General features: G+C 69.3%; 21 protein-coding genes. 8 read left to right on the top strand and 13 right to left on the bottom strand.

Annotated elements, in window-relative coordinates; genetic code table 11:
• Positions 1 to 9: 9 nt before the first annotated feature.
• From DOE79_RS19170 to DOE79_RS19155, 4 genes are all read left to right on the top strand, one after another.
• The gene (locus DOE79_RS19170) at positions 10 to 258 is read left to right on the top strand and encodes an exodeoxyribonuclease VII small subunit (protein ID WP_066596557.1); all 249 of its coding nucleotides are present in this window, start codon (positions 10 to 12) and stop codon (positions 256 to 258) included.
• The gene (locus tag DOE79_RS19165; protein ID WP_120339866.1) at positions 255 to 947 is read left to right on the top strand and encodes a DUF4245 domain-containing protein; all 693 of its coding nucleotides are present in this window, start codon (positions 255 to 257) and stop codon (positions 945 to 947) included. Before DOE79_RS19170 ends, DOE79_RS19165 begins: the two co-directional genes overlap by 4 nt.
• Complete coding sequence (locus DOE79_RS19160; protein ID WP_120339865.1) at positions 944 to 1,588, top strand: carbonic anhydrase; 645 nt, start codon at positions 944 to 946, stop codon at positions 1,586 to 1,588. Before DOE79_RS19165 ends, DOE79_RS19160 begins: the two co-directional genes overlap by 4 nt.
• Before the next feature lie 98 nt (positions 1,589 to 1,686).
• Entirely contained in the window at positions 1,687 to 3,048 is a 1,362-nt protein-coding gene (locus tag DOE79_RS19155) for a class II fumarate hydratase (protein WP_245977345.1), read from the top strand.
• A gap of 63 nt (positions 3,049 to 3,111) precedes the next feature.
• On the opposite strand, the gene phoH2 is transcribed toward DOE79_RS19155, so the two are convergent.
• From phoH2 to DOE79_RS19140, 3 genes are all read right to left on the bottom strand, one after another.
• On the bottom strand, positions 3,112 to 4,452 hold the full coding sequence (gene phoH2, locus DOE79_RS19150; protein WP_245977344.1) for an RNA 5'-3' helicase PhoH2: 1,341 nt from the start codon (positions 4,450 to 4,452) through the stop codon (positions 3,112 to 3,114).
• 222 nt (positions 4,453 to 4,674) lie between these two features.
• Positions 4,675 to 5,835 (bottom strand): aminotransferase class V-fold PLP-dependent enzyme, encoded by a 1,161-nt coding sequence (locus DOE79_RS19145; RefSeq protein WP_120339863.1) that lies wholly within the window; start codon positions 5,833 to 5,835, stop codon positions 4,675 to 4,677.
• Complete coding sequence (locus DOE79_RS19140) at positions 5,832 to 6,611, bottom strand: isoprenyl transferase (RefSeq protein WP_120339862.1); 780 nt, start codon at positions 6,609 to 6,611, stop codon at positions 5,832 to 5,834. The genes DOE79_RS19145 and DOE79_RS19140 overlap by 4 nt, the downstream gene beginning before the upstream one ends.
• Positions 6,612 to 6,687: 76 nt before the next feature.
• Between DOE79_RS19140 and trhA the strand changes: the two genes are divergently transcribed.
• Positions 6,688 to 7,404, top strand: coding sequence for a PAQR family membrane homeostasis protein TrhA (gene trhA / locus DOE79_RS19135; RefSeq protein ID WP_120339861.1), 717 nt, complete (start codon positions 6,688 to 6,690; stop codon positions 7,402 to 7,404).
• A 4-nt stretch (positions 7,405 to 7,408) separates the two neighbouring features.
• Here the strand turns inward: trhA and DOE79_RS19130 are convergent, their stop codons facing one another.
• Positions 7,409 to 7,684 (bottom strand): hypothetical protein, encoded by a 276-nt coding sequence (locus DOE79_RS19130; RefSeq protein ID WP_120339860.1) that lies wholly within the window; start codon positions 7,682 to 7,684, stop codon positions 7,409 to 7,411.
• Entirely contained in the window at positions 7,681 to 8,550 is an 870-nt protein-coding gene (mca, locus tag DOE79_RS19125) for a mycothiol conjugate amidase Mca (RefSeq protein WP_181445837.1), read from the bottom strand. Before mca ends, DOE79_RS19130 begins: the two co-directional genes overlap by 4 nt.
• A 76-nt stretch (positions 8,551 to 8,626) precedes the next feature.
• Here mca and DOE79_RS19120 point away from each other — a divergent pair, with 76 nt between their 5' ends.
• Both DOE79_RS19120 and greA read left to right on the top strand, forming a co-directional pair.
• Complete coding sequence (locus DOE79_RS19120) at positions 8,627 to 9,022, top strand: DUF4307 domain-containing protein (protein WP_162942855.1); 396 nt, start codon at positions 8,627 to 8,629, stop codon at positions 9,020 to 9,022.
• Positions 9,023 to 9,192: 170 nt separating this feature from the next.
• Positions 9,193 to 9,681 carry a transcription elongation factor GreA gene (gene greA, locus DOE79_RS19115; RefSeq protein WP_120339858.1) on the top strand — a complete coding sequence of 163 codons (489 nt, stop codon included), beginning with the start codon at positions 9,193 to 9,195 and terminating at the stop codon, positions 9,679 to 9,681.
• Between the two features lie 63 nt (positions 9,682 to 9,744).
• On the opposite strand, the gene ilvA is transcribed toward greA, so the two are convergent.
• Genes ilvA through DOE79_RS19085 form a run of 6 tightly spaced genes read right to left on the bottom strand, consistent with a single transcriptional unit; the run spans position 9,745 to position 16,260 of the window.
• A complete protein-coding gene (gene ilvA, locus DOE79_RS19110) occupies positions 9,745 to 10,989 on the bottom strand; it encodes a threonine ammonia-lyase (protein WP_120339857.1) in 1,245 nt (414 codons plus the stop codon).
• Positions 10,986 to 12,293: an AI-2E family transporter gene (locus DOE79_RS19105; protein ID WP_245977018.1), complete on the bottom strand. Its 1,308-nt coding sequence runs from the start codon at positions 12,291 to 12,293 to the stop codon at positions 10,986 to 10,988. The genes ilvA and DOE79_RS19105 overlap by 4 nt, the downstream gene beginning before the upstream one ends.
• A 9-nt stretch (positions 12,294 to 12,302) precedes the next feature.
• Complete coding sequence (locus DOE79_RS19100) at positions 12,303 to 13,415, bottom strand: ABC transporter ATP-binding protein (RefSeq protein WP_120339856.1); 1,113 nt, start codon at positions 13,413 to 13,415, stop codon at positions 12,303 to 12,305.
• Positions 13,393 to 14,274, bottom strand: coding sequence for an ABC transporter permease (locus DOE79_RS19095; protein WP_120339855.1), 882 nt, complete (start codon positions 14,272 to 14,274; stop codon positions 13,393 to 13,395). The genes DOE79_RS19100 and DOE79_RS19095 overlap by 23 nt, the downstream gene beginning before the upstream one ends.
• Positions 14,271 to 15,131 (bottom strand): ABC transporter permease, encoded by an 861-nt coding sequence (locus DOE79_RS19090; protein ID WP_120340439.1) that lies wholly within the window; start codon positions 15,129 to 15,131, stop codon positions 14,271 to 14,273. Before DOE79_RS19090 ends, DOE79_RS19095 begins: the two co-directional genes overlap by 4 nt.
• Complete coding sequence (locus DOE79_RS19085; protein WP_120339854.1) at positions 15,121 to 16,260, bottom strand: ABC transporter substrate-binding protein; 1,140 nt, start codon at positions 16,258 to 16,260, stop codon at positions 15,121 to 15,123. Before DOE79_RS19085 ends, DOE79_RS19090 begins: the two co-directional genes overlap by 11 nt.
• Positions 16,261 to 16,391: 131 nt before the next feature.
• Here DOE79_RS19085 and DOE79_RS19080 point away from each other — a divergent pair, with 131 nt between their 5' ends.
• Entirely contained in the window at positions 16,392 to 17,597 is a 1,206-nt protein-coding gene (locus tag DOE79_RS19080) for a winged helix-turn-helix domain-containing protein (RefSeq protein ID WP_120339853.1), read from the top strand.
• A gap of 4 nt (positions 17,598 to 17,601) precedes the next feature.
• Here DOE79_RS19080 and DOE79_RS19075 read toward each other — a convergent pair whose 3' ends face one another.
• The gene (locus tag DOE79_RS19075; RefSeq protein ID WP_120339852.1) at positions 17,602 to 18,486 is read right to left on the bottom strand and encodes a M48 family metalloprotease; all 885 of its coding nucleotides are present in this window, start codon (positions 18,484 to 18,486) and stop codon (positions 17,602 to 17,604) included.
• Positions 18,487 to 18,507: 21 nt separating this feature from the next.
• Positions 18,508 to 19,074: a LemA family protein gene (locus tag DOE79_RS19070; protein ID WP_066596588.1), complete on the bottom strand. Its 567-nt coding sequence runs from the start codon at positions 19,072 to 19,074 to the stop codon at positions 18,508 to 18,510.
• Positions 19,075 to 19,181: the final 107 nt, after the last annotated feature.

The raw sequence follows: 19,181 nt of genomic DNA, 5'->3' as shown, positions 1-19,181 counted from the left end.
ATGGCTGACATGACTTCGCCCGCTTCCACCCCCACCTCCGCCCCCGGCGACATCCCCACGGTCGATTCGCTCAGCTACGAGCAGGCCAGGGATGAGCTGATCCGGGTGGTCTCGGTGCTCGAACAGGGCGGAACCACCCTCGAGGAGTCCCTCGCGCTCTGGGAACGCGGAGAGGCCCTCGCCACCCGCTGCGAGGAATGGTTGATCGGGGCCAAGGCTCGCCTGGACGCCGCCCGCGGAGCGGCCGCCGCGGAATGAGCCGCACCCCCCGAACCCCCCGTCCGGCACGCGCCCCGCGGGTCGTCGCGGAGCTTGGCCGTCCGGAGACCGCCGAGGAGCGCGCCACGCGCCTCGCCACGAATTCCCGCAACTACCGGTCACGGAAGACCATCAACAACCTGGTCTTCTCACTGCTGGCGACCGTGGGCGCCGTCATTGTGCTCGTGCTCATCGTGCCGCGCAGCGACACCCCGCTCGACCGCGCGGTGGACTACACCGCGGTGGCCGAGCAGGTGCAACGGGGTGTCGACGAGCCACTCGTCTCCCCCGCCCTGCCGCCGGGCTGGAGCGCCAACGCCGCCGAGTGGCGCGCCGGCGGCAGCGACGGCGTGTCCAGCTGGTACATCGGCCTGATCACTCCCCGGAACGAGTTCATCGGGCTCACCCAGGCCGTCAACGCGAACTCCACCTGGCTCGCCGAGCAGCTCAAGAAGGTCAGCTCCTCCGACACCATCACCGTCGACGGCGTGCAGTGGGACGTGTACCGCAACCCCGCTCCGGCCGCCGACCAGGGCAACTTCGAGTCGGCCCTCGTCACCGAGGCCGGCGACAGCACCTACCTGCTCATCGGCACCGCCGACGACGAGGAACTCGCCGTCGTCGCCGGGGCACTGTCCGGGCAGATCACCGCCAACCAAACCGCCGACCAGTCAGGGGCCAGCCAATGACCACTCCTCCCGCCCTCAGCCCGGCCACCGTCTGGAACGATCTCGCCAGCGGAAACGAGCGGTTCGTGAACGGCGACCCGCAGCATCCGCGCCAGGACGTCGACCGGCGCGCGGAGACCGCCTTCGCCCAGACCCCGATGGCCGCCCTGTTCGGCTGCAGCGACTCCCGCTTGGCCGCCGAGATCATCTTCGACAAGGGCCTGGGCGACCTGTTCGTCGTCCGGAACGCCGGTCAGGTCATCTCCGATTCCGTGCTCGGCTCGCTGGAATACGCCGTGGCCGTGCTCAAGGTTCCCCTCATCCTGGTTCTCGGCCACGACCGCTGCGGCGCCGTGCTGGCCGCCATCGACTCGCAGGGCCCTGACGCCGATCCGCTTCCCCCGCACATCGACGGCATCATCCAGAAGATCGTGCCGGCCGTGCGCCGGGTGGGCGGGCCCACGACCGGGCCGCTCGACCCGGAGAGCGTCGACGCGTCACTGGTGGGCCGTGAGCACCTGCGCGACACCGTCGCCGAGCTGGTGCAGCGCTCCGAGATGATCAGCGCCGCCATCGCGGAAGGTACATTGGCTATCGTCGGCGCGAACTACCGGCTCCTCGAGGGCCGCGCCGAACCCGACATCGTCGTCGGCGTCGTCTAGGCGCTGCGAGCTTCTTCTCCAATCGAAAGGTAAGACACACCGTGGTGGACACTTCAACTCAGGCCGGGACATCCAGCTACCGGATCGAACACGACACGATGGGCGAGGTGCGGGTGCCGGCCGCAGCGCTCTACGGCGCGCAGACCCAGCGCGCGGTGGAGAACTTCCCGATCTCGGGCTCCGTGCTCGAGTCGGCCCAAATCGCGGCCCTTGCGCGCATCAAGAAGTCCGCGGCCCTGGCCAACGCCCGTCTGGGTGTGCTCGACGCGGCCATCGCCGATGCCATCGCCCAGGCCGCCGACGAGGTCATCAGCGGCCGGTACGACTCCGAGTTCCCGATCGACGTGTACCAGACCGGTAGCGGCACCTCCTCGAACATGAACATGAACGAGGTCCTCGCGACCCTCGCCACCCGCAGTCTCGGCAGCCCGGTGCACCCCAACGACCACGTCAACGCGTCGCAGTCCTCGAACGACGTGTTCCCCACCTCGGTGCACATCGCCGTCACGAGCGCGCTCATCGACGACCTGATCCCGGCGCTCGACCACCTCGCCGTGGCGTTCGAGACCAAGGCCGAGCTGTGGGCCACGGCCGTCAAGGCCGGTCGCACCCACCTGATGGATGCGACGCCCGTGACGCTCGGCCAGGAATTCGGCGGCTACGCCCGCCAGATGCGCCTCGGCATCGAGCGGGTGCGCACCGCGCTCCCCCGCGTCGCCGAGGTGCCGCTGGGCGGCACCGCCGTCGGCACCGGCATCAACACCCCGGCCGGCTTCCCGCAGCTCGTGATCGAGCTGCTCACCCTCGAGACCGAGCTGCCGATCACCGAGGCGATCGACCACTTCGAGGCGCAGGCCAACCGCGACGGCCTCGTCGACGCCTCCGGCGCGCTCCGCACGATCGCGGTGGGCCTGACCAAGATCTGCAACGACCTGCGCTGGATGGGCTCCGGCCCCAACACCGGCATCGGCGAGCTGAGCATCCCCGACCTGCAGCCGGGCTCCTCGATCATGCCGGGCAAGGTCAACCCGGTCATCCCCGAGGCCGTGCTCATGGTCTGCTCCCGCGTGATCGGCAACGACGCCACCATCGCCTGGTCGGGTGCCTCGGGCGCCTTCGAGCTCAACGTCGCCATCCCCGTGATGGGCACGGCGCTGCTCGAGTCGATCCGGCTGCTCGCCAACGGCGCCCGGGTGCTCGCCGACAAGACCGTCGACGGCCTCGAGGCCAACCTGGAGCGGGCCCGCGCGCTGGCCGAGTCGTCGCCGTCGATCGTGACGCCGCTCAACCGGGTGATCGGCTACGAGGCCGCGGCCAAGGTGGCCAAGCACTCCGTGGCCCAGGGCCTCACCGTGCGGGAGTCCGTGATCGACCTCGGGTTCGTCGAGCGCGGCGAGGTCACCCTCGAGCAGCTCGATGTGGCTCTCGACGTGCTGAGCATGACGCGGCCGCCGCGGTAGTAGCAGTCGCTGGGGAAAGGGGCGAAACGGATGCTGACGCATCCGGTTCGCCCCTTTCGCCATTCAGGCCAGCTCGTTGCCCTCCAGCATTTCCGTGACCAGGGCGGCGATCGCGCTCCGCTCCGACCGGGTGAGGGTCATGTGGGCGAACAACGGGTGGCCCTTGAGCGTCTCGATCACACTCGCGACACCGTCGAAGCGGCCCACCCGCAGGTTGTCGCGCTGCGCCACATCGTGGGTGAGCACCACCCGGGAGTTCTGCCCGATGCGGCTGAGCACCGTCAGCAAGACGTTCCGCTCCAGGGACTGGGCCTCGTCGACGATCACGAAGGCGTCGTGCAGGCTGCGACCGCGGATGTGGGTGAGCGGCAGCACCTCGAGGATGCCGCGTTCGACGACCTCCTCGAGCACGTTCTCGCTCACCAGGGCGCCGAGGGTGTCGAACACGGCCTGGCCCCACGGGCCCATCTTCTCCTGCGCGTCGCCGGGCAGGTAGCCGAGCTCCTGGCCGCCCACGGCGTAGAGCGGCCGGAACACCATGATCTTGCGGTGCTGCTGGCGCTCCAGCACCGCCTCGAGGCCGGCGCAGAGGGCCAGCGCGGACTTCCCCGTTCCCGCTCGCCCTCCCAACGACAGGATGCCGATCTCCGGGTCGAGCAGCAGGTCGATCGCCAGACGCTGCTCGGCCGAGCGGCCGTGCAGGCCGAACAGGTCGCGGTCGCCGCGCACCAGCCGCAGCTCGCCCCTCCCGGTGACCCGGCCGAGCGCCGAGCCGCGGTCGGAGTGGATGACCAGGCCCGTGTTGACCGGCATGTCCTGCACCAGCCGGGTCTGCAGCGACTCGGTGTCATAGAGGTCGTTCACCTGCTCGGCGCTCAGGGTGATCTCGTCCATGCCGGTCCAGCCGGAGTCCACGGCCAGCTCGTGCCGGTACTCATCCGCGGCCAGGCCGATCGACGCGGCCTTCACCCGCAGCGGCAGGTCCTTGGACACCACCGTGACGGCAAGACCGTCGTTGGCCAGGTTCATGGCCACGGCGAGGATACGCGAGTCGTTGTCGCCCAGTTGCAGGCCGCTGGGCAGCACCGACATGTTCGAGTGGTTGAGTTCGACCCTGAGGCTGCCGCCGTCCCCGACCGGGATGGCGAAGTCGAGGCGTTCGTGTTTCACCCGGAGTTCGTCGAGGTACCGCAGTGCCTGCCGGGCGAAGTACCCGATCTCCGGGTCGTTGCGCTTGGACTCCAGCTCCGTGATGACCACGACGGGCAGCACCACGGCATGCTCGGCGAAACGGAAGATGGCCTTGGGATCGGACAGGAGAACCGAGGTGTCCAGCACGAAGGTGCGCTCGGTTTGGTCGACCCCTGACGGCGTCTGCTCCGCATTCCGGAGATCTGCGTTCAGGTAGTCGGTTCGATTAGCGGTCACAACCACTCCCACCCCGCACCGTGAGGTGCGGATTTGTTGGCGAGCGACCACAAGCTTTTTTCTCGAGCCGTACTTATGTGGCCGTCTCGATCAGGTGCCGTACCTGATGAGTCGAAGCTACGTCGACTCGTCCGTATTTGGGAAGGCGACACGCCCAACGACATCAGACGTTAATCCGGGTGGAACCGGTGGGTCTGCTCAGTACCGGGCGGCAGCGGTGTACGCGACGAAGGCCGCGCGCAGCATGTCCACTGTCGCCTCGGTGAGTCGGGCGTGGGCGCTCAGCCGCACGCTGCCGGACCGCACCGTGGTCGTGAGGCCGTGGTTGTGCAGGGCGGCGCCCAGCGCGGTCAGGCGTTCGGCGGGCGGCTGCAGCACGACCATGCCGGCGCGTTCCCGCGCATCGCGGGAGCTGGACACGCCGATGCCGAATTCATCGGCCAGGTCGATCAGGCGTTCGGTGTTCTCCGCGACGGCGCGCTCGATGACGGTGACGCCCACGGCCTGGATCTCCTCGAGCGCGCTCGCGAACCGGGCCTGCGCGATCCCGTCGGCGTTGGTCACCCCGAACGCCGCGGCGGCGCGCACGGGCGGCGGCACGTCGTCCCAGGGCAGCTCGTCCGAGCCGGCCGGCCGGGTTCCGGTGAAGCCGCTCATCACCGGGGTGAGGCGCTCGACGGCCCGGTCGCTCAGAGCGAGGAAGCCGGTGCCCCATCCGGCCCTGGCCCATTTCTGTCCGCCGGAGGCGACCACATCCGCCACCTCGTAGGCGGCGTCGACCACCCCGAAACCCTGGATGGCGTCGACGATGAGCAGCCTGTCGCCGATGACCTGCCGGATGCCCTCGAGGTCGGTGCGGAAGCCCGTGCGGGAGTCGACCAGGCTCACGGCTACCGCGACGGTGCCGGGCGTGAGCTGGTCGCGCAGCTGCCCTGGCGTGACCTGGCCGGCGCGCTCCGACGTGGTCCCGGCCTCGAGCCAGAGCGGCGTGGCGACGTGCAGGGCCTCCGCGGCGCGCATGGCGGCGAACGGCAGACTGGGGAAATCGGCCGGCGAGAGCAGCACATCGCCGGTCAGTCCGAACATGGCGTGCATGAGGCCCATGCTGGTGTTCGGCTGCGCCACGATCTGGTCGGCGCGGAACCTGGTGAGCGCGGCGACGGCCGAGCGCATCCGCCGGTCCTGCTCGCCGAAGTGGTCGAGGCTCCCGTAGCGGGCACGCGCGAGGATCTCGCCCTGCCCAAGACTCTCGGCCAGGACGGCGCTGGAGAGCGGTCCGATCCGCCCGTAGTCCAGGTAGCCGGGGTCTTCCGTGAAGCCGTCGAGATAGGCGGTGAGGGCCGGCGCTACCGGCCTCATCCTCCGAACCTGCGGTGCCGTTTGGCGAAGTCGCGCAGGGCGCGCAGGAAGTCGACCTGGCGCAGGTCCGGGCCGAGCGCCTCGACGAAGTAGAACTCGCTGTGCGCGCTCTGCCAGAGCATGAAGTCGCTCAGCCGCTGCTCGCCGGAGGTGCGGATCACCAGGTCGGGGTCGGGCTGGCCGCCCGTGTACAGGTGTTGGCCGATCAGCTCGGGGGTGAGGGTCTCGGCGAGGTCCTCGAGGGTGCCACCGTGGGCATGGTGGGTCGCGACGATGCTGCGCATGGCGTCGGTGATCTCGGTGCGGCCGCCGTACCCCACGGCCAGGTTGACGTGCAGGCCCCGATGAGCGCTCGTGCGGGCCTCAGCGGCGCTCAGGGCGGCCTCGAGCGGCCCGGGCAGGCATTTCTTGGACCCGACCTGCTGCACCCGCCAGTCCCGGTAGTGCGAGAGGTCCTCGGCGAGGTCGGCGATGATCTCGAACAGGGCGTCGAGCTCCTCGGTGGGCCGCTGGGTGAGGTTGTCGGCCGAGAGCAGGTACAGCGTGACCACGGAGATGCCCAGGTCGTCGCACCACTCGAGGAATTCCCGCATCTTCGCGGCACCGGCACGGTGCCCGTGCGCGGCGGAGTCGTAGCCGAGCTGCTTGGCCCAGCGCCGGTTGCCGTCGATGATCATGGCGACGTGGCGGGGCAGGACCGCCGACGTCAGCCCGCGGCGAAGCCGCCGCTGGTAGACCCGGTAGAGGAGTCCGCGTCCGAGGGTGATTTGCCGCATGTGCACACAGTTACGCTAACCCAATCCGGCCCACGTCCGCGCCGCGCACCCCGCGGTGCTGCCGTATCCTGACAGCATGGCTCCTGACCGCTCGGCCTCCTCGGACGACATCCCGAATCTCCCCCTGCTCGAGGACGAGATCGAGCACCCGGTCCCCGAGAAGCCCACCTGGCGTGGCTGGATCCACGCGGGCACGTTCCCGGTCACCATCGTGGCCGGCATCATTCTGTTGCTGGCGGCCGACGGCCCGGCGGCCAGGTGGAGCTCGGCGGTCTTCGTCGCCAGTTCGATGCTGCTCTTCGGCAACTCGGCGCTGTACCACCGGTTCACCTGGCAGCCGCGCACCCGCCTGCTGCTCAAACGCATCGACCACGCCAACATCTTCCTGCTGATCGCCGGCTCCTACACGCCCATCACGGTGCTGGCGCTGCCGCCGGACAAGGCCGTGCTGCTCTTGTCGCTGGTGTGGGGCGGCGCGCTGCTCGGCATCGCCTTCCGGGTGTTCTGGATCAACGCTCCACGCTGGCTCTACGTGCCGCTGTACCTGGCGTTGGGCTGGGGCGCGCTCATGTTCATCGTCGACTTCTTCCAGGCCGATGCCCTCATGATGACGCTGATCATGATCGGCGGGCTCTGCTACTCGGTCGGCGCCGTCGTCTACGGCCTCAAGAAGCCCAACCCGATCCCCGGGGTCTTCGGTTTCCACGAGATCTTCCACGCACTGACCGTCGTGGCGTTCCTCTGCCACTGGGTCGCGATCCTGATCATCGCGACCCATCCGCTCTACCCGTAGGGCTCTAGCGGTCGTCGGCCTTGTTCTCGTCGCCCGCGGCGGCGTCACGCTCGGCCACCTCGGCCGCCAAGCGCTCCTGCATCTCGGCACGATAGTTGGTGCGGCGGATGCGCCGGGCCAGGTCCATGCCCAGCAGCAGCGTCACGGCGGCGACGAAGAAGATCGCGAAGAAGCCCCACGGGCCCGGCGTGACGGTGTCGGGGTTGAACTCGGGCGGCGGGGTGTTCGAGAGGATGAAGCCGACCACCGGGGACAGGGCGGGCGCGAGCAGGAGGCTCATGCGTCGACCGTGTCGGTGACGCCCGCGAAGAGATCGGATTCGGGCATGACGGTGTCAACTTTCGATTCGATGAGCTGGAAGTCCTCGTACGGCCAGGCCTTGCGCACCATGTCGTTGGGCCAGAAGAAGAAGCTGCTGGTGGGCGAGACCTGGCTGGCGTGGGCTCTGAGGGCCTCGTCGCGCACCTCCAGGAAATCGCCGATGGGCACGTGCGTGGTCGCCAGGTTCGGGTACTCGCTCATCCGCTCCCTGGCGCTGGCCAGCGGCTCGAGCAGGTCGGAATCCGGTTCGGTGATGCTCAGCTCGAGGTACATGGCGTCCATGCGTTCGAGGTTGAAGATGCGGTCGTAGTAGAGCTTCTCGATCTGCCAGGCCGGACCGGCGGCCGGGTACCGGTCGGGGTCCGCGGCGGCGCGGAAGGCCTCGAGCGACACCTCGTGGGTGCGGATGTGGTCGGGGTGCGGGTAGCCGCCGTTCTCGTCGTAGGTGATCAGCACCTGCGGGCGGAACTCGCGCATGATGCGCACCAGCGGCTCAGCCGAGATCTCCAGCGGCACGTCGGCGAAGGAGTTCTTGGGAACGCCGCCGTCGTCTTGCATTCCGGAGTCCTGGTAGCCGAGCCATTTGTGCTGGATGCCCAGCGCCTTCTGCGCGGCCGCCATCTCGAGGCGTCGGAGACCGGACAGGTCCCGTTCGGCCATGGCCAGATGGGTCAGGTCCTCGTTGAGGATGCTGCCCCGCTCGCCACCGGTGCAACTCACCACGAGCACCTCGGCTCCGAGGCTTCGGTAGTACGCGTATGTTGCGGCGCCCTTGCTCGACTCGTCGTCGGGATGGGCGTGCACTGCCAAGAGCCGCAGCGTCATGAAACTCCTCAGAAATGCCAGCTAACCTTGGGTACAAGCCTAATCGTTGAAGAGTGAGTGTGGAGTCTGAGTGGCCGTGAGCAGCAATCTCGACAAACGCTATGGGCGAACCCCCGGCACCCGACTGCGTGAGCGGCGGGTGCTCTGGATCGTCGCGGGCGCGTTCGCGGTGGTCCTCACGGCCTGGGTGGTCTGGGCCGGACTGGACGGCGCCGGGCCCTCGATCGAGGCCAGGGACACCCGGCACAGCATCATCGACGAGAACAGCATCAGTGTCACCTTCGAGGTGTCGCTGCCCACCGGCACGCCGTCCAGCTGCGCCGTACAGGCCCTCAACGAGAGCTTCACCGTGGTGGGGTGGAAGGTCATCGACCTGCCGCCGTCGGACCAGTACAACCGGTCGTTAACCGAGGTGCTGCACACCACGGAGCTGAGCAATACCGGATTGATTTACCGCTGCTGGTTGACCTAGACTGATGTATTCGCCCTGACAGAAGTCGGGGCGTCAGTTGTATTCCAGCTGAACCCGGCCAACGGCCGCCACAGCCCAGGGCCGCCACACCGACTGCTGTCGCTGTGCGGCGGCACCATCGGCGCACTATCTGCCGGCGCTTCACCGATCCGCACGAGAAGGAGAGAACCATGACTACCGAAACTTCGGTCACCTGGCTGACCCAGGAGGCCTACGACCGCCTCGCTGCGGAGCTGGATACTCTCAGCACCGTCGCGCGGGTGGACATCGCCAACAAGATCGAGTCCGCCCGGTCGGAGGGCGACCTCAAGGAGAACGCCGGCTATCACGCGGCCAAGGAGGAGCAGGGCAAGATGGAGGCCCGCATCCGCACGCTGACGCTGCTGCTTCGTACCGCAGAGGTGGGCCACGCCCCCGAGAGCAAGGGCGTCGTCGAGCCCGGCACCATCATCACCGCCACCATCGCCGGTGACGAGAGCCGCTTCCTCATCGGCAGCCGCGAGATCGCCGGAGACAGCGACCTCGACGTGTACAGCGAGAAGAGTCCACTGGGCGAGGCCATCATCGGCCTCAAGGTCGGCGCGAAGACGAGCTACGAGACCCCCAACGGCAAGCAGATCGCCGTCGAGATCCGCCTCGTGGAGACCTTCACCGGCTAACTCCTGCGCACACGAACGTGAAACGGCCGGCTGCATGAGCAGCCGGCCGTTCTTTGTGCGTTCCTAGTCCGTGCGCGGGTCGTACCCGGCCGCGCGCAGCGTGTCGACGACGTGCTGGCGGTGCTCCGGACCGCGGGTCTCCACGCTGATGTCGATCTCGACCTCGCTGATCTGGATGCCCACGCCGTGGCGGGTGTGCAGCACCTCGATGACATTGGCCCGTGCTTCGGCCAGCAGCTCGGAGATGCGCGCGAGCTGCCCCGGACGGTCGGGCAGCATGATGCGCAGGGTGAGGTACCGGCCGGAGGCGCTCAGCCCGTGACTGATCACGCGCTGCATGAGCAGCGGGTCGATGTTGCCGCCGGAGAGCATCGCCACGGTCGGACCTGTGCCGGTGATCTTGCCGGCCAGGATGGCGGCCACCGAGACCGCGCCGGCCGGTTCGACGACGAGCTTGGCCCGCTCGAGCAGCACCAGCAGCGCCCTGGCCATGTCGTCCTCGCTCACGGTGACGATCTCGTCGACGGCGTCGCGGATGATGTCGAAGTTCAGCAGCCCCGGCTTGGCCACGGCGATGCCGTCGGCCATGGTGGGGCTGATGTCGATCGCGAGGGCCTCACCAGCGGCGAGGGAGGGCGGGTAGGCGGCCGCGTTCTCCGACTGCACCCCGATCACGCGGATCTTGCGGCCGTGCCGGGCCGCGTACTGTTTGAGCACGCTGGCCATCCCGGCCGTCAGGCCACCGCCACCGATCGGCACGATGACGGTCTCGAGGTCTGGCACCTGGTCGAGGATCTCCAGGCCCAGTGTGCCGGCGCCGGCGACGACATCCGGGTGGTCGAACGGCGGGATCAGGATCGCGCCGGTCTCCCGGGCGTATTCGGCGGCGGCCAGGAGCGGTTCCGTCACGGTGTGGCCGCGCAGGATCACCTGGGCGCCGTAGTCGCGGGTGGCCTGCAGCTTGGGCAGTGCCACGCCGACGGGCATGAAGATGGTGGCCTCGATGCCGAGTTCCCTGGCGGCGAAGGCCACGCCCTGGGCGTGGTTGCCGGCGGAGGCGGCGACGACGCCGCGGGCCTTCTCCTCGTCGGTGAGCTTGGAGAGCCGGTTGTAGGCGCCGCGGATCTTGTACGACCCGGTGCGCTGCAGGTTCTCGCACTTGAGGTACACCGCTGAGCCCAGAATCGTGGAGAGGTACCGGGAGCTTTCCATCGGGGTGACGTCGGCGACGCGGGCCACCACGATGCGGGCGGCCTCGAAGTCGGCCAGGGTCGGACCGATCAGCAGGTCAGTGGGGGTGTCTGTCATGAACGGGTCTCTCGTCCTCGGTTGTTCGACGCGGCGGGCAGCGCCCGAGACTGCCGGAAACCCGGCCGCTGCGGAACGGTCTGCCACAGCACCGACCCGGCTGGTGCGCCAGCCTGGGGCACTCCCCCGCGCCAGGCGCCGCTATGGATGTAGCTGATCATAACGTTCAGCACGGCCGCCACGGGCACCGCGAACAGGGCGCCGGGGATGCCGGCCAGCAGCGCGCCGGCAGCGACGACGAGAACGACGCCCAGCGGATGCACCTTCACGGCCGTGCCCATGATGAGCGGCTGCAGCACATGCCCCTCGATCTGCTGCACGAGCAGCACCACGCCGAGCATGAGCAGCGCGACGAACCAGTCGTTGAACACCAGCGCGATCAGCACCGCGACGGCGCCCGTCGCGACGGCGCCGACGATCGGGATGAACGAGCCGAGGAAGACCAGCACGCCGATCGGGATGGCCATGGGCACACCGAGGATCGCGGCGCCCGCGCCGATGCCGATGGCGTCGATCGTGGCCACCAGGATCTGCACCCGGGCGAAGTTGCCCAGCGTCGTCCAGCCGGCGGCGCCGGCGCCGGCCACGGCGGCCCGCGCCCGGCGCGGGAAGATCCGCACGATCCAGTTCCAGATGCCGGCACCGTCGATGAGGATGAAGAGCAGGCTGAACAGGGTCAACAGCAGGCCGGTGGCCAGGTGCCCCAGCGAGGAACCGAGCGAGAGGGCGCCACTGATGAAGATCTGGCTGTCCGCCTGGAGGGCGGTGACGGCCTGGTTGAGATACCCGGTGATCTCGGCGTTGCTGAGCTGCAGCGGCGACGTCGCCAGCGCCTGGGTGAGGTTCGCGTAGGAGGCGGCGAAACGGTCGCTCAGGCCCGCCGACCCCGAGGCGATCTGCGTCACGGCCAGGGTGACCAGACCCGCGATCACGGCGAGGGTGCCGACCAGGGCGACGGCCACGGCGATTCCCTTGGGCCAACGGTGCCGGGTGAGGAAGGACACCAGGGGAACGAGCAGGGCCGAGACCAGTACGGCCACCAGGAGCGGGATCACGATGAAGCGCAGCTGCACCACCAGAAAGAGCAGCACCGCGATCGCCCCGGCGATCACGAGCAACCGCCAGGACCAGGCGCCCGCGAGGCGGAGGCCCGTGGGGATGTTCTCGTCGACCCCGTTGGGAGCTGGGTGGAGCTGCGCCTCGCGCACGGGTGCCAGAACGGCGGGAACGACTCCCCGTTCGGCCCCTTGTGGGCGTCGGCTCCGACGCCCGAACCAGCCGGTCTTTCCCGAGGATGTGTTCACCGAAACAGTCTAAGACGGTGTCGGCACTGCGCTGGTCGTGTCGGCACGGTCCGGCTCGATCGGCACCGGGGCCCCGGAGAAGCGCACGACCACCCGCTCTCCAGGCTCCGGGCGCTCCCGCACGTCATGCTGCACGACGACGGTGCCGCCCTGCTCCAACAGCACGCTCGTGCGGCGCAACGACCCGAGGAAGCTGGAGAGCAGCACGGTGCCGGCGAGGCTGTCGCCGGGCAGCCCGGCCGCGGCCAGAGTGAGGTCTTCCGGCCGCACGAAGACCTGCACAGGGCCGTCCGCGTGGGACGGGTCGAGCAGAGGCAGGGTGATGCCGTGCACCTCGGCGAAACCGTGGCGCACCACGCCGGGCAGCCGATTGCTCAGACCCACGAAGTCGGCGATGAACGGCGTCGCGGGCCGGGTGTAGAGCTCCTCCGGCGTGCCCACCTGCTCCAGCCGTCCATCGCGCATGACCGCGACCCGGTCGGCCACAGCGAGGGCCTCATCCTGGTCGTGGGTCACGAAGAGCGTCGTGATGCCCAGCTCGGTCTGGATCCGGCGGATCTGCTCGCGCAGCCCCACCCGCACCTTGGCGTCCAGGGCCGACAGCGGTTCGTCCAGCAGCAGCACCCGGGGCTGCGTCACGAGGGCCCTGGCCAGGGCGACCCGCTGCTGCTGGCCGCCGGAGAGCTGGTGGGCGAACCTGTCGTAGTGGGCGTCCAGGCCCACCAGAGCAAGCGCGGCGCGGGCTCGCTCGCGGCGCTCGGCGGCCGGCACACGGCGCATCCGCAGGCCGAACTCGACGTTCTCGCCCGCGCTCAGGTGCGGGAACAGCGAGTAGGACTGGAACACCATGCCCATGTCGCGCCGGCTGGTGGCCACGCCGGAGACGTCGCCGCCGTTGATCAGGATGCGTCCGGCGTCGGTCGACTCCAGCCCGGCCAGCACGCGCAGGGCCGTCGTCTTGCCGCTGCCGCTGGGGCCGAGCAGCGCGACGAGTTCGCCGGCCGCCAGGGTGAGGTCGAAATCAGTCAGGGCGAGGTGGGTGCCGTAGCGTTTGGTCACCCCGGCGAACTCGACGACCGAACCGGTGCGGGTCTGCCCTCTACTCAAGCTCGATGTGGTCATGGGGTGTCTCCGCTTCGGGTCGGTGTTGTCGGGTCGGTGTTGTCGGGGCGGCCGCCGTGGTGGCGCGGCGTCGCTCGCTGCCGAGCCGGCCGATTGCCAGCAGCAACACGAACGCCGCCAGCAGCGCCAGGAGTGAGAGGATCACGGCGCTGTACGGATCGTTCTTGCCCACCACCACGAGGGCGGTCTGCAGGTTCACCCGGCTGAGCAGCGACGCGATGGTGAACTCGCCCAGCACCACGGCCACGGCGATGAACGACCCGGCCAGGATGCCGCGGCGCAGGTTGGGCACGAGGACCCGCAGCAGCACGCTGCCCCAGCCGGCGCCGAGGGTGCGCGCCGCTTCGCTGAGCGTGCGCACGTCGACGCCGTCGAGGTTGGCCTGGATGGCCCGGTACGCGAACGGCAGCACCGTGATGCCGTAGGCGAACGCCAGCGTCCAGACGCCGCTGCCGGCGAGCCGGGCCACGACCGAGAAGACCGGGGCGAGGCCCACGACGAGCACGATGGCCGGGATGGAGATCGGCAGGATGCAGATGATCTCCAGCACCCTGCGCAGCTGCGGGAACCGGATGTGCACGAGCAGCATGGTCGGCACCAGCAACACGAGCACGATCGCCACGGTGCCAAGGGCCAGGCCGAGGGAGTTGCCGAGCCCGGCCAGCACGGGACGGTACGCGCCGGTCAGGCCCCCCTGGAGCAGGTCCGTCCAGCGGTGCAGGTCATAACCGCCCGCCAGGCCGCGGCGGAGCGTGAACTCGATCATGGCGAGGATGGGAATCACGAAGACCAGGCCGACGGCGACGAGGATCACGGTGCGCACGAGCCGGGTGGGCGCGTGCGCCACCTGGCCGCTCATCGCTGCCACCGGGCGGCGCGGGACGCCAGCCGCGCGTAGCCGGTCATGACGACGCTCATGACGATGATCATTCCGAGGGCGAGGGCCCCCGCCAGGTTCTCCCTGCCGAGCATCGTTTCGCTCGTCAACGCCGAGCGGATCTGCAGCGGCACGATCTGGGCGCCCTGGCTGATCAGGGTGGCCGCCGTCGCGTACGACGAGAACGCGTTGGCGAACAGGAGCAACAGGCTGCCCAGGAACGACGGTGCAAGCACCGGCAGTGCGATCCGCAGCCAGTAGCTGCGGGCCGTCCCGCCGAGCGTGGCGTTGGCCTCCGCCCAGGTCACCTTGAGCGACGCGAGCGCGGGCATGAACGTGATCACCATGAGGGGCACCTGGAAGTAGATGTAGGGCAGCACCAGGCCGGGCAGCTCGTAGAGCCACACGCCATCCGCGAAGATGTCGACGCCGACCGTGTCGCGCAGCAGCACGGTGACCATTCCCTGGATGCCGATGGTCGCGGTGAACGCGAAGGCCAGCATCGCGCCACCGAACTGGGCTATCACGCTGCTGAGCGAATCGACGGTGGAGCGCAGCGCGCCGTCCGGGCGGGCGCCGAGCAGCGCGTAACAGACCAGCGCGCCCAGGACGGCCCCGATCACGGCGGTGAGCGCGGACAACCAGACCGAGCTGCCGAAGGCGTTGAGCACGACGGGGTTGCCGAGCGCCGCGAGGGTCTCGAGCGTGAAGCCGCCGTCGGCGCCGATGAATCCGGTGCCGACCGCGATCAGGGTCGGCAGCGCGAGGAAGAGCAGCACATACACCGCGAACGGCAGCAGCCCGAGGGCTGCTGCCGGTGCACGGAACCTACTGGACAGCCGCTGCCCACTTCTCGCCGAGCAGCGTGGCCGCGGCCTCGCTCTGGGCGGCCGTGGGCACCACGGTGGTGTCCGGAACGGTCGGGAGCGCGTCGAAGAGCTTCGTGTCGATGGTCCCGGCGTCGGCCATCGCATCGGCGCGGGCCGGTCGGGCGCCGCCGGCGAGCCAGAGGTTCTGGGCGTCGTCGCTGTAGAGGAACTCCTGCCAGAGACGCGCGGCCGCCGGGTGCGGTGCATCCTTGTTGATGGCCTGGTTGTAGTAGCCGGCGTAACCGGTGCCGGGGAAGACCACGACCTCCCAGTTGCGCTCACCGGCCAGCTGGGTCCCGTAGCCCACGTTGAGGTAGTCCCAGTCGAAGACGACGGGGGTTTCGCCCGACGCGATGGTGGCGGGGGTCGGGTCGATCTTCACGAGGTTGCCGGCCGCGTTGAGGTCGCCGAAGAAGTCGATGCCGGCCTGGAAGTCATCCACCGAGCCCTTGTTCTGCACAGCGGCCATGCCGACGGCGGCGAAGGCAGCACCGGCCTGGGTGGGGTCGCCGTTGATGGCGACCTTGCCCTTGTAGTCCGCGCCGAGCAGGTCGCTGAGCGTGGTGGGCGCCGGAACGGAGTCGGGGTCGTAGCCGACGGCCATGTATCCGCCGTAGTCGCCCACGTACAGGCCGCTTTCCTCCTTGAGGGCGTCGGGGATGTCGGACCAGGTGGCCACCTGGTACGGCGCGAACTGGTCGGTGTTCGCCAGGGCCACGGCCAGGCCCAGGTCGAAGACGTCGGGGGCGGTGTCCTGGCCGGCCAGGTTCTGGGCCGCCTGGATCTCTTCGGCGCTGGAGCCGTCGGGGGCGGACTCGGTGATGGTGATGTCGGGGTACTTCTCGGCGAAGAGGTCGAGGACCGCGCCGTAGTTGGCCCAGTCCCGCGGCAGGGCGATGACGTTCAGCGCGCCCTCGGCATTGGCGGCGGCCTCGAGGGCGGCCAGGTCGCCGAAGGCGGACACGCTCGTCGCGGTGGCCGCGTCGACGGAGCCGGCGGTGCCGGTCGCATCCGCCGTGCCGCTCGCACAGCCGGTGAGGGTGAGGGCGACGATGGCGGTCGCCGCGATGGTGGCGGCCAGGGTTCGGGTGGTAAGCACGTGTCCTCCGTAGTCGTGGGTGCCGGATAACCGGTCGCTGTGAGGCTAGAACCGGTGCATGGCGCTCCGGCCCCCTGGTGCTGAACACAGCGTGAACGTCGGATGTCGGCGGCCGCCGGTAGTGTCGAGGCGTGCTCCCGACGATCTCCCCCGCTCTCGCCCGCCGTGTGGCCCTCGCCGCCCAGGGCTTCGGCAAGCCGGCTCCCGCCTCCGTCGGCATCCGTCAGCTCGGCGCCCTCGTTGAGCGCCTCGGCCTCCTGCAGATCGACTCGGTCAACGTCTTCGAGCGCAGCCATTACGTGCCCGCGTTCAGCCGGCTCGGCCCGTACGACAAGGCTCAGCTCGACAGGCTGAGCGCCGGCGCCGCGCCGCGGCTCACCGAGTACTGGGTGCACGAGGCGTCACTCATCCCGGTCGACGATTGGCCGCTGTTCCGTTGGCGGATGCAGGCCTACCGGGAGAAGGCGGCCGCCGACGACGCGCACTGGTCGCGGGACAACGCCCCGATGCTGGCCTGGCTGCTGGGCGAGCTGGCGGCGAACGGCCCCATGCGCGCGAGCGCCATCGAGCACGACGCCAACACCCGCACAGGGCCCTGGTGGGGCTGGTCCGATGTGAAGATCGGCCTCGAGACGCTGTTCCGCTGGGGTGACGTCGTCAGCGGCGGCCGGGAGCGCTTCGAGCGGGTCTACGCGCTGCCCGAGCAGGTCTTCAGCACGGCCCTGCTGGACCGTGAGGTCTCCGCAGCCGACGCGCACCGCTCCCTCGTGGCGCAGGCCGCCCGGGCGCACGGCATCGGTACGGTGACCGACCTGGCCGACTACTTCCGGCTGCGCACCGAACCCACCCGTGCGGCCATCGCCGAGCTCGAGGACGCCGGAGAACTGATTGCCGTTCAGGTGCCCGGCTGGGGCCGCGGCGGAGCCCCGGGCGCCGCCTGGCTGCACCGGGACGCCCGGCTGCCGCGCCGGATGGACGCCGCGGCCGTGCTGAGCCCGTTCGACCCCGTGGTGTGGGAGCGCGCGAGGGCCCTGCGGCTGTTCGGCTTCCACTACCGGATCGAGATCTACACGCCCAAGGAGCAGCGGAAGTTCGGCTACTACGTGCTGCCGGTGCTGCTGGGCGACACCGTGGTGGGCCGGGTGGACCTCAAGAACGACCGGCAGGCCGGGGTACTGCGCGTGCAGGCCAGCTGGGCCGAACCGGGCGCTCCGGCCGACACCGCCGCCCGCCTGGCCGAGGTGCTGCGGAGCACCGCGGCCTGGCAGGGCCTGGCCGCCATCGAGGTGGTGCCGCGCGGCACCCTGGCGGCCGGCCTGGCCGCCGAGCTGGCCTAGTTCCTTAGAACTTGCTGCCCATCGCGTGCAGGCGCTCGATGCGCTCGTTCAGCGGCGGGTGGGTGGCGAAGAGCTTGTCCATCACGCCGGGCTTGAGCGGGTCCGCGATCCACAAGTGCGCCATCGAGGTGTTCTGCTTGCGCATCGGCCGGCCGTACTCGCCGAGTTTGGCCAGGGCGCTGGCGAGCGCATCCGGCTGCCGGGTGGTGAGCGCTCCCGTGGCATCCGCCAGGTACTCGCGCTGCCGGGAGACCGCCAGCTGCACCACGGAGGCGATCAGTGGTGCCACGATCATGGCGACCAGTCCGAAGACCAGCACGATCGGGTTGCCGTTGTTGTTGTTGCCGCGGCCGAAGAAGGCCATCCGCAGGAAGATGTCGGAGATGAATCCCACCGCAACGACCAGGCCGAACACGATCATCGACACACGGATGTCGTAGTTGCGCACGTGCCCGATCTCGTGGGCCATGACGCCCTCGAGTTCGGCGTCGTCCATGATGTCGAGGAGGCCAGTGGTCGCGGCCACGATGGCGTGCTTGGGGTCCCGCCCGGTGGCGAAGGCGTTGGGCGCCGGGTCGTTGATGATGTACACCTCGGGCATCGGAGTGCCGGTGGTGATCGACAGGTTCTCCACGATGCGCCAGAGCCGGGGGTGGTCGGTGACGCTGTTCACCCGGATGCCGCCGCTCATGGCGATCGACTGCCGCCCGGCCGCGAAGTACTGGATCAGCGCGTAACCGCCCGCGATGACCAGAGTCAGGATGAGCACACCGGGGCCCTGCACCCCGTAGGCAGCGCCGGCAAGCCAGCCGAGCCCCGAGATGATCACCAGGAAGAGCACGATGATGAAGACGGTGTTGCGCTTGTTCCGCGCGATCGCGCTATACATGGATCCTCTTCGAGCTCAGGGTCAGAACTGCACGCGGGGCGGCTCGGCGATGGCCGCCGAGTCGCTGACCTCGAAGAACTCGCGCTGGGTGAAGCCGAGGTTCTTCGCGAACAGGTGGTTCGGGAAGACCTGGATCTTCGTGTTCAGCTCGCGCACGCCGCCGTTGTAGAACCGGCGGGAGGCCTGGATCTTGTCCTCGGTGTCGACCAGCTCGCCCTGCAGCTGCAGATAGTTCTGGCTGGCCTGCAGCTGCGGGTATGCCTCGGCGACCGCGAAGATGCTCTTCAGGGCGGTCTGCATGTGGTTCTCGGCTGCGGCGGCGTCGACAGGGCCCTGCGCGGACAGAGTCTCGGCGCGGGCCTTGGTCACGTTCTCGAAGACGGACTTCTCGTGCGCCGCGTAGCCCTTGACCGTTTCGATCAGGTTGGGGATCAGGTCGGCACGACGCTTGAGCTGCACGGTGATGTCGCTCCACGCTTCGTCCACCCGCACCTTGAGCGTGATGAGCGAGTTGTAGGTGGCCCACAGGTAGATACCCGCGATGACCACGAGTACGACAACGATGAGGACCGGAATGAGCCATTCCATGGCAGCGTCTCCTTGCGATTGAACGTGCGTGTGCGATGCAGCACAATCATAACGAAGCTCCCTGGGGCTCCCATGTGCTTCCCATGACACTCCAAGGAATCCCACCG

The sequence above is a fragment of the Cryobacterium soli genome (assembly GCF_003611035.1).
Lineage (GTDB): Bacteria > Actinomycetota > Actinomycetes > Actinomycetales > Microbacteriaceae > Cryobacterium > Cryobacterium soli.
Note: the sequence above shows the minus strand (reverse complement) of the source record. Positions and strands in the feature narration are given on the sequence as shown.

What these genes read in the sequence shown, in the direction of transcription:
- DOE79_RS19170 (WP_066596557.1), top strand. Translation starts at nt 10, where the DNA reads ATGACTTCGCCCGCTTCCACCCCCACCTCCGCCCCCGGCGACATCCCC.
- DOE79_RS19165 (WP_120339866.1), top strand. Translation starts at nt 255, where the DNA reads ATGAGCCGCACCCCCCGAACCCCCCGTCCGGCACGCGCCCCGCGGGTC.
- DOE79_RS19160 (WP_120339865.1), top strand. Translation starts at nt 944, where the DNA reads ATGACCACTCCTCCCGCCCTCAGCCCGGCCACCGTCTGGAACGATCTC.
- DOE79_RS19155 (WP_245977345.1), top strand. Translation starts at nt 1,687, where the DNA reads ATGGGCGAGGTGCGGGTGCCGGCCGCAGCGCTCTACGGCGCGCAGACC.
- DOE79_RS19145 (WP_120339863.1), bottom strand. Translation starts at nt 5,835, where the DNA reads ATGAGGCCGGTAGCGCCGGCCCTCACCGCCTATCTCGACGGCTTCACG.
- DOE79_RS19140 (WP_120339862.1), bottom strand. Translation starts at nt 6,611, where the DNA reads ATGCGGCAAATCACCCTCGGACGCGGACTCCTCTACCGGGTCTACCAG.
- trhA (WP_120339861.1), top strand. Translation starts at nt 6,688, where the DNA reads ATGGCTCCTGACCGCTCGGCCTCCTCGGACGACATCCCGAATCTCCCC.
- DOE79_RS19130 (WP_120339860.1), bottom strand. Translation starts at nt 7,684, where the DNA reads ATGAGCCTCCTGCTCGCGCCCGCCCTGTCCCCGGTGGTCGGCTTCATC.
- mca (WP_181445837.1), bottom strand. Translation starts at nt 8,550, where the DNA reads ATGACGCTGCGGCTCTTGGCAGTGCACGCCCATCCCGACGACGAGTCG.
- greA (WP_120339858.1), top strand. Translation starts at nt 9,193, where the DNA reads ATGACTACCGAAACTTCGGTCACCTGGCTGACCCAGGAGGCCTACGAC.
- ilvA (WP_120339857.1), bottom strand. Translation starts at nt 10,989, where the DNA reads ATGACAGACACCCCCACTGACCTGCTGATCGGTCCGACCCTGGCCGAC.
- DOE79_RS19100 (WP_120339856.1), bottom strand. Translation starts at nt 13,415, where the DNA reads ATGACCACATCGAGCTTGAGTAGAGGGCAGACCCGCACCGGTTCGGTC.
- DOE79_RS19095 (WP_120339855.1), bottom strand. Translation starts at nt 14,274, where the DNA reads ATGAGCGGCCAGGTGGCGCACGCGCCCACCCGGCTCGTGCGCACCGTG.
- DOE79_RS19075 (WP_120339852.1), bottom strand. Translation starts at nt 18,486, where the DNA reads ATGTATAGCGCGATCGCGCGGAACAAGCGCAACACCGTCTTCATCATC.
- DOE79_RS19070 (WP_066596588.1), bottom strand. Translation starts at nt 19,074, where the DNA reads ATGGAATGGCTCATTCCGGTCCTCATCGTTGTCGTACTCGTGGTCATC.